The sequence below is a fragment of the Caulobacter sp. genome, from assembly GCF_017744445.1.
GTDB lineage: Bacteria > Pseudomonadota > Alphaproteobacteria > Caulobacterales > Caulobacteraceae > Caulobacter.
On the sequence record NZ_JAGIBH010000011.1, the window covers coordinates 261,169 to 269,066 of the forward strand.

Genomic DNA, 7,898 nt, shown 5'->3' on the forward strand with positions numbered 1-7,898 from the left:
GTCGACGAACATGACCGTCAAAGATCGCATCCGCGTTCGCGAGACCAAGCTGCTCTCCGACAACTGGTACGTCCTGAAGACGACGGCCTTCGACTGGAAGCGCCGCGACGGGACTTGGCAGACCCAGCATCGCGAGCACTACGACCGCGGAAACGGTGCGGTGCTGCTGCCTTACAATCTGGAAAACCGCACGGTGCTGCTGGTGAAGCAGTTCCGCTATCCGGCCTTCGTCAACGACTATGACGACCTGCTGATCGAGGCGGCCGCCGGCCTGCTGGACGACGCCGCGCCCGAGGTGCGCATCCGGGCCGAGGTCGAGGAAGAGCTGGGCTATCGCCTGGGCGAGGTCCGCAAGGTGTTCGAGGCCTTCATGAGCCCGGGCTCGGTGACCGAGATCCTGCACTTCTTCGTGGCCGAGTATGACGCTTCCATGCGGATCGGCGACGGCGGCGGCCATCGCGACGAGGGCGAGGACATCGAGGTGCTGGAGGTGGGCATCGACGAGACCCTGGCCATGATCGCTGACGGCCGCATCCGCGACGCCAAGACCATCATGTTGCTGCAGCACCTGGCCCTGACGGCCTTTCGCGCCTAGCCGAAGACGCGGTCCAGCGGCACGTTGAACCGGACCGCGAGACCGCTCTCGCCATAGTCGGCGGCGATGGTCCCGTGCAGTTCGCCAGTGATGCTGCGCTCGATCAGACGCGAACCGAAGCCGCGGCGGTCCGGTGGAGCGGCGGGCGGGCCGCCGCTTTCGCGCCATTCGAAGTCCAGGCCGCCGGTCTCGCTGACCGACCAGCTCAGCAGCAGCCGGCCGGCCGTCGACAGCGCGCCGTACTTGGCGGCGTTGGTGGCCAGTTCGTGGAACACCATGCCCAGCGACAGGGCCACGCGCGCGGGCAGGTGGACGTCCGGCCCCTCCATGCGGATGCGCTCGTCGCCATAGGGCCCCAGCTCCTGGTTCAGGATCTGGCGCAGGCCCGCGCCCTCCCAGCGGCTGTCGGTCAGGGCGTTGTGGGTCTGGGATAGGGCCAGCAGCCGCGCCTCGAAGGCGCCGGCGAAGCGGTCGGGATCGGCCGCGCCGCGCAGGGTCTGCTGGGCGATGGCCTGCACCGTGGCCAGGGTGTTCTTCACGCGGTGGTTCAGCTCGTCCATCAGGAGGCGCTGGCGCTGGTTGGCCACGACCCGGTCGGTCATGTCCGAGCCCTCGACGAACACGCCGGAGATCGAGCCGTCGTCCTCGATGATCGGCTGGTAGAGGAAGTCGAGGAAGCGCTCCTCCAGGGTCTCGCCGGGCTGGCGCGCCAGCATGACCGGCACGTCGCGGCCGATGAACGGCTCGCCCGTGCGGCGCACATCGTCCAGCAGCTGGATGAAGCCCTGTTCGCGGATCTCCGGCAGCGCCTCCTCCAGCGGCTTGCCGACGATGTCGCGCCGGCCGATCAGCCGCAGATAGCTCTCGTTGGCGAAGTCGAAGACATGGTCGGGGCCGCGCAGCACGGCCACGAAGCTGGGCGCCTTCATGAAGAGGCGGCGGATCTGGACGCTCTGGGACTGCAGAGTCTCGACGCGGCGCAGCACGGAGTCGCCCAGCATGGCGGTGGTTGGCGGCGCCTCGGGGCGGAAAGCCTCGTCCTTCAGCCGGCGAAGGTCGGTGATGTCCTGGGTATTCTGCAGCACGAAGCCGTCGCCGTTCGAGCCCGGAACCCAGGTATGGGTGCAGCTCCAGTAGCGATCCTCGAAGCCGCCGCCGGCTTCCAGCGAGCGAGGAATGGCGTAGTGCAGTACCGCGATGACGTCGGTCGCGCGGGTGTCGCGGGTGCGCTCAAAGGACTCTTCAAGCAGACGCCGGCTCTCGCCTTCGGACGGAAAGGCGTCGAAGACGTAGCGGCCCTGCATTTCCTCGCGGGGCCGGCCCGTCGCCTCGATATAGGCCTGGTTCATCTCGACGATGACCAGCTGCTGATCCATCAGCATGTAGGGCGTCGAGATCCGGTCGAACACCGCTCTGAAATCGATCGGGCTGTTCATGCGCGGATCGTGCTTCCCCCTAAAGCGACTGATCGTAACGCAACCTTGGCATTAGAGGTTCCTTAACCTACCCGGAGCGGGACTGAGAACGTTTCTCAACAAAGCTCCGTTTAATTGACACCCCCGCCTTCGCGCTTAAAAGCGTCCCGCAACGCACAAAGGCTACTGAGGTTGGACCTCCCATGACCGACACGAGCCGGGGGCTGCCTGAGCGCCCGATGTCGCCGCACCTGCAGGTATGGCGCTGGCATATCACCATGGCCTGCTCGATCCTGCACCGCGGCTGCGTCGTCGGCCTGTGGGTCGGCGCCGTGATCCTGGCGGGCTGGGCCGCGGCCCTGGCCGCCGGCCCCGACGCCTATGCCGGCTACCTGGCCGTGATCGGCTCGCCGATCGGCAAGCTGGTCCTGCTGGGCGAGACCTTCGCGGTGTTCTTCAACGTCGCCTACACCATCCGCCAGACCTTCTGGGATGCGGGCAAGGGCTTCGCCCCGCGCATCGCCGACATGACCGGCGCCATGGCGATCGCCTTCGCGGTCGTGGCGACGATCGTCACCTGGGTCATCGCCGGCGCGAACGGAGCGTTCTGATGAGCAGCAACAAGGACCTCTTCCAGCCCCGCCAGTTCCGCACGCCGCTGTCGCGCGCCCGGGGCATGGGCTCGGCGCACCACGGCGTCAGCCACTTCATCACCGAGCGCGTCTCGGGCCTGGCCTTCGCGCCGCTGACCGTCTGGGGCGTCTACAGCGCCCTGAAGCTGATCGGCGCCGACCAACACACGGTCGCGACCTGGATCGGCCAGCCGGTGAACGCCGTGCTGCTGGGCCTGCTGCTGATCTCGGCCCTGGTGCACCTGCAAGGCGCCGTCCAGGTGGTGATCGAAGACTATATCTACCGCTTCACGACCAAGTCCGCCCTGGTGATCGGCAACCTGTTCGTCTGCGTGCTGGCCGGCGCCGTGGGGATCTTCTCGATCCTAAAGGTCGCCCTGACCGTGACCGGAGCCCATTGATGTCGGCCTACAAGTTCATCGACCACAAGTTCGACGTCGTCGTCATCGGCGCCGGCGGCTCGGGCCTCCGCGCTGCTCTCGGCTGCGCCCAGGCCGGTCTCAAGACCGCCTGCATCACCAAGGTGTTCCCGACCCGCAGCCACACCGTGGCGGCGCAGGGCGGCATCTCGGCCTCGCTGGGCAATATGGGCCAGGACGACTGGCGCTGGCACATGTTCGACACCGTCAAGGGTTCGGACTGGCTGGGCGACCAGGACGCCATCGAGTACCTGACCCGCAACGCTCCGGCGGCGGTCTATGAGCTCGAGCACTGGGGTGTGCCCTTCTCGCGCACCGAGGACGGCAAGATCTATCAGCGCGCCTTCGGCGGCATGACCAAGAACTACGGCGAAGGCCCGATCCAGCGCACCTGCGCGGCGGCCGACCGCACCGGTCACGCCATGCTGCACACGATGTACGGCCAGTCGCTGGCCCACGACACCGAGTTCTTCATCGAGTACTTCGCGCTCGACCTGATCATGGACGACGGCGTCTGCCGCGGCGTGACGGCGTGGAAGCTGGACGACGGCACCCTGCATCGCTTCCAGGCCCAGCAGGTGATCCTGGCCACCGGCGGCTACGGCCGCGCCTACTTCTCGGCCACCTCGGCCCACACCTGCACGGGCGACGGCAACGCCATGGCGCTGCGCGCCGGCCTGCCGCTGCAGGACATGGAATTCGTGCAGTTCCACCCCACCGGCATCTACGGCGCCGGCTGCCTGATCACCGAAGGCGCCCGCGGCGAAGGCGGCTACCTGACCAACTCGGAAGGCGAGCGCTTCATGGAGCGCTACGCCCCGTCGGTGAAGGACCTGGCGCCTCGCGACATGGTCAGCCGCGCGATGACCATCGAGATCCGCGAAGGTCGCGGCGTGGGCCCGAACAAGGACCACATCTTCCTGCACCTGGATCACCTGGATCCCAAGATCCTGCACGAGCGCCTGCCGGGCATCTCGGAGACGGCGAAGGTGTTCGCCGGCGTCGACGTGACCAAGGCCCCGATCCCGGTGCTGCCGACCGTCCACTACAACATGGGCGGCATCCCGACGAACTTCCACGGCGAAGTCGTCACCAAGTCGGGCGACAACCCCGACCAGGTGATCCCGGGCCTGATGGCCGTGGGCGAAGCCGCCTGCGTGTCGGTGCACGGCGCCAACCGCCTGGGCTCCAACTCGCTGATCGACCTCGTGGTCTTCGGCCGCGCCGCGGCCCTGCGCTGCGCCGAGATCCTCAAGCCGGGCGCCAAGCAGCCGGAACTGAAGGACGCCTGGACCGAAGCCCACGTCGCCCGCTTCGACAAGTTCCGCAACGCCTCGGGCTCGACCCCGACCGCCGACCTGCGCCTCGAAATGCAGAAGGCCATGCAGGAAGACGCCGCGGTGTTCCGCACCGGCGAAAGCCTGGACAGCGGCGTCTCGCGCCTGCAGGCCGTCTGGGACAAGCGCGGCGACGTCAAGGTCAGCGACCGTGGCCTGGTCTGGAACACCGACCTGATGGAAACCCTGGAGTTCGACAACCTGATCGGTCAGGCCGTCGTGACGGTGAACGGCGCGGCCAACCGCACCGAAAGCCGCGGCGCCCACGCCCGCGAGGACTTCTCGGACCGCAACGACACCGAGTGGATGAAGCACACCCTGGCGTGGCTCGACCTGGACACCGGCAAGGTGAAGATCGATTACCGCCCGGTCCACAGCTACACCATGTCGGACGACATCGCTTACATCCCGCCGAAGCAACGGGTCTACTGAGGGTACGATGGTCGAACTCGCACTCCCCAAGAACTCGCAGGTCAAGTCGGGCAAGCATTGGCCCGCTCCGGCCGGCGCCAAGAAGGTCAAGACCTTCAAGATCTACCGCTACGATCCGGAAGCGGGCGGCAACCCGCGTTGGGATACCTACGACGTCGACATGGACGCCGTGGGCCCGATGGTCCTCGACGCCCTGCTCTATATCAAGAACACCATCGACCCGACCCTGGCCTTCCGCCGGTCGTGCCGGGAAGGCGTCTGCGGCTCGTGCTCGATGAACATCGGCGGCCGCAACACCCTGGCCTGTACGCATGGCTGGGCTGAAGTCCCGGGCAAGGTCGTCCAGATCAGCCCGCTGCCGCACCTGCCGGTGGTCAAGGACCTGATTCCGGACCTGACGCTGTTCTACGCCCAGTACGCCTCGATCGAGCCCTGGCTGCATACCGACACGCCCGAGCCGCAGACCGAGTGGAAGCAATCTCCCAAGGACCGTGAAAAGCTCGACGGCCTGTACGAGTGCATCCTGTGCGCCTGCTGCTCGACCTCGTGCCCCAGCTACTGGTGGAACGGCGACAAGTATCTGGGCCCGGCGGCCCTGCTGCACGCCTATCGCTGGCTGATCGACAGCCGCGACGAAGCGACCGGCGACCGCCTGGATGCGCTTGAGGATCCCTTCAAGCTGTATCGCTGCCACACGATCATGAACTGCGCCCAGGTCTGCCCCAAGGGTCTGAACCCGGCCAAGGCCATCGCCGAGATCAAGAAGATGATGGTCGAGCGCGTCGTCTGACGGGCTCTCTATAAAGACAAACGCGGGGCGGCTTCGGAAACGAGCCGCCCCGTTCTATATGCGGCCTTAGCGAAGGCGCTTGCCAATAGGTGACGCCGGCGTCATTTTTGACGAAATGGGAGGGCGTCGTTGAGCGCTGAAGCCAATCAGAACGCATGCGTCGTCATCGTCGGCGCGGGTCACGCGGGCGGTTCGGCCGCCGCTTTCCTGCGGCAGTACGGTCACGAAGGCCGGATCGTCCTGATCGGCGACGAGCCGCTGCTGCCCTATCAGCGTCCTCCGCTCTCGAAAGCCTGGCTGAAGGGCGAGGCCGACGCCGACTCGCTCTCGTTGAAGCCGGCCGAGTGGTACGCCGACAATAATGTCTTCCTGCGCCTGGAAGGCGTGGCCGAGCGGATCAATCGTTCGGAGAAGACCGTGAGCCTCGCCTCGGGCGAGGTGATTTCCTACGACTTCCTCATCCTGGCCACCGGCGCGCGCGCGCGCGCGCTGCCGATCCCGGGCTCGGACCTGGCCGGCGTTCTGGCTCTGCGCACGGCGGCCGACGCTGAGCTGCTCAAGCACGCCCTGGGCGAAGGCAAGCGCATGGCCGTGATCGGCGGCGGTTATGTCGGCCTGGAGGCAGCGGCCTCGGCCCGGGCCCTGGGCAGCCACGCCACCATCGTCGAGCGCGAGAGCCGCGTCCTGGCCCGCGTGGCGTGCGAGACCCTGTCGACCTTCTTCCAGGACTATCACGGCCAGCACGGGGTCGACTTCGAGCTGAACGCCGGCGTCGCGGGCTTCGAAGGCGAGAACGGCCACGTCACCGGCGTGAAGTTCACCGACGGCAAGGTCCTGCCCTGCGACGTCGCCCTGGTCGGGGTGGGCGCGATCCCCAATGACGAACTGGCCAAGGACGCCGGCCTGGAAACCACCAATGGCGTGGTCGTCGACCTGGAGGCGCGCACCGCCGATCCGTCGATCTTCGCGATCGGCGACGTCACCCATCGGCCGCTCCCTCTCTATGAGCGCCAGTTCCGTCTCGAATCCGTGCCCAACGCCCTTGAGCAGGCCAAGCAGGCCGCCTCGGCGATCCTGGGTCGCGCGGGTCCGTCGCCGGAAGTGCCGTGGTTCTGGTCCGACCAGTATGATCTGAAGCTGCAGATCGCCGGCCTGCCGTTCGAGGCCGACCGCCAGGTGGTGCGCGGCGACGTCGCCGCCGCCAAGTTCGCGGTCTTCCACCTGAAGGGCGACCTGCTGCAGGCCGTCGAGGCGGTCAATGCGCCGCCCGAGTTCATGGCTGGCAAGCAACTGATCGCCAAACGCACGCCGGTGAACGCCGAAAAGCTCGCCGACACCAATGTGTCTATGAAAGAGGTGGCGGCTTAAGGTCGCCCAAGGGGAACAGAGAGCCACATGGCCAAGATCACCTACATCGAACACGACGGCACGGAACACGCGCTGGACATCAAGCCGGGCCTGACCGTCATGGAAGGCGCCGTGAAGAACAACGTGCCGGGCATCGACGCCGACTGCGGCGGCGCCTGCGCCTGCGCGACCTGCCACGTGTATGTCGACGACGCGTGGCTGGATAAGACCGGCGACAAGTCGGCCATGGAAGAGTCGATGCTGGACTTCGCCGAGAACGTCGAGCCCAACAGCCGCCTGTCGTGCCAGATCAAGGTGAGCGACGCGCTGGACGGCCTGGTCGTCCGCCTGCCGGAAAGCCAGCACTAGTATAGAGGGCCGGAGCCCGTTCGAACGGGCTCCGAATGGCGGTGTTAAGGACGCCGTCAAAAGAGCGTCGTTATATTGTCGCGAGGGGGTTGCCAGTCGTCCGAGGGAGGACTAGATCACCGCCTCGCTCGGAACGACATCGCGACCGGACGACGCGGCCCCCGAAAGGGTGTTGCATCGGTTCAGACGCTTCGTTAGATACCGCGCTCCAATCGACTCGATGACGGATCCGCAAGGGCGGCCACGGCGGCCCAGGGATCCTCTTTTTGTCTCTTCGATCCCGGGTTTCCGGGGCTTCGAAAAAGCCGAAAAGAGTTGGTTGACTTCGGAATGGCTCCTCTTTAGAAGCGCCGCTCCGAAACATCGCAGACAAGAGTTCGCAAGAATTCAGCGTCGCGGTGGAAGGGTTGGGCAAGTAATTGCTTCGAAGTTTCTTCGAAATAATCGCTTGACTGGCTTGGGCAGCTTCTGTAGAAGCCGCCCTCCAAGAAATGCTGAAGGGGTTCTCAAGAGCTTCCAAGTATTTCGACCCAGGAATGAGCTTCTTTCTTTTGAAAAAAGT

The 7,898-nt window shown here is 66.1% G+C and carries 8 protein-coding genes; 7 read left to right on the forward strand and 1 reads right to left on the reverse strand.

Annotation, left to right across the window (positions count from 1 at the left end; translation table 11 throughout):
* Window positions 1-10 precede the first annotated feature (10 nt).
* Window positions 11-595, forward strand: a complete 585-nt coding sequence (locus J7528_RS17455; RefSeq protein WP_291876910.1) for an NUDIX domain-containing protein — start codon at window positions 11-13, stop codon at window positions 593-595.
* Here J7528_RS17455 and J7528_RS17460 read toward each other — a convergent pair.
* Window positions 592-2,031 (reverse strand): HWE histidine kinase domain-containing protein, encoded by a 1,440-nt coding sequence (locus J7528_RS17460; RefSeq protein WP_291876911.1) that lies wholly within the window; start codon window positions 2,029-2,031, stop codon window positions 592-594. The two genes, J7528_RS17455 and J7528_RS17460, sit on opposite strands and share 4 nt — an antisense overlap.
* A 182-nt stretch (window positions 2,032-2,213) precedes the next feature.
* Here J7528_RS17460 and sdhC point away from each other — a divergent pair, with 182 nt between their 5' ends.
* The 6 genes from sdhC to J7528_RS17490 all read left to right on the forward strand — a co-directional run bounded on the left by sdhC (window position 2,214) and on the right by J7528_RS17490 (window position 7,336).
* Window positions 2,214-2,621 (forward strand): succinate dehydrogenase, cytochrome b556 subunit, encoded by a 408-nt coding sequence (gene sdhC, locus J7528_RS17465; protein WP_291876913.1) that lies wholly within the window; start codon window positions 2,214-2,216, stop codon window positions 2,619-2,621.
* Window positions 2,588-3,043, forward strand: coding sequence for a succinate dehydrogenase, hydrophobic membrane anchor protein (gene sdhD, locus J7528_RS17470; RefSeq protein ID WP_291876951.1), 456 nt, complete (start codon window positions 2,588-2,590; stop codon window positions 3,041-3,043). The genes sdhC and sdhD overlap by 34 nt, the downstream gene beginning before the upstream one ends.
* Window positions 3,043-4,830 carry a succinate dehydrogenase flavoprotein subunit gene (gene sdhA / locus J7528_RS17475; RefSeq protein ID WP_291876915.1) on the forward strand — a complete coding sequence of 596 codons (1,788 nt, stop codon included), beginning with the start codon at window positions 3,043-3,045 and terminating at the stop codon, window positions 4,828-4,830. The genes sdhD and sdhA overlap by 1 nt, the downstream gene beginning before the upstream one ends.
* Window positions 4,831-4,837: 7 nt before the next feature.
* The gene (locus tag J7528_RS17480; RefSeq protein ID WP_291876917.1) at window positions 4,838-5,620 is read left to right on the forward strand and encodes a succinate dehydrogenase iron-sulfur subunit; all 783 of its coding nucleotides are present in this window, start codon (window positions 4,838-4,840) and stop codon (window positions 5,618-5,620) included.
* Between the two features lie 129 nt (window positions 5,621-5,749).
* Window positions 5,750-6,988, forward strand: a complete 1,239-nt coding sequence (locus J7528_RS17485; RefSeq protein WP_291876918.1) for an FAD-dependent oxidoreductase — start codon at window positions 5,750-5,752, stop codon at window positions 6,986-6,988.
* Window positions 6,989-7,015: 27 nt separating this feature from the next.
* On the forward strand, window positions 7,016-7,336 hold the full coding sequence (locus J7528_RS17490; protein WP_291876920.1) for a 2Fe-2S iron-sulfur cluster-binding protein: 321 nt from the start codon (window positions 7,016-7,018) through the stop codon (window positions 7,334-7,336).
* Window positions 7,337-7,898 lie beyond the last annotated feature (562 nt).

What these genes read in the sequence shown, in the direction of transcription:
- J7528_RS17460 (WP_291876911.1), bottom strand. Translation starts at nt 2,031, where the DNA reads ATGAACAGCCCGATCGATTTCAGAGCGGTGTTCGACCGGATCTCGACG.
- sdhC (WP_291876913.1), top strand. Translation starts at nt 2,214, where the DNA reads ATGACCGACACGAGCCGGGGGCTGCCTGAGCGCCCGATGTCGCCGCAC.
- sdhA (WP_291876915.1), top strand. Translation starts at nt 3,043, where the DNA reads ATGTCGGCCTACAAGTTCATCGACCACAAGTTCGACGTCGTCGTCATC.
- J7528_RS17490 (WP_291876920.1), top strand. Translation starts at nt 7,016, where the DNA reads ATGGCCAAGATCACCTACATCGAACACGACGGCACGGAACACGCGCTG.
- J7528_RS17455 (WP_291876910.1), top strand. Translation starts at nt 11, where the DNA reads ATGACCGTCAAAGATCGCATCCGCGTTCGCGAGACCAAGCTGCTCTCC.
- J7528_RS17480 (WP_291876917.1), top strand. Translation starts at nt 4,838, where the DNA reads ATGGTCGAACTCGCACTCCCCAAGAACTCGCAGGTCAAGTCGGGCAAG.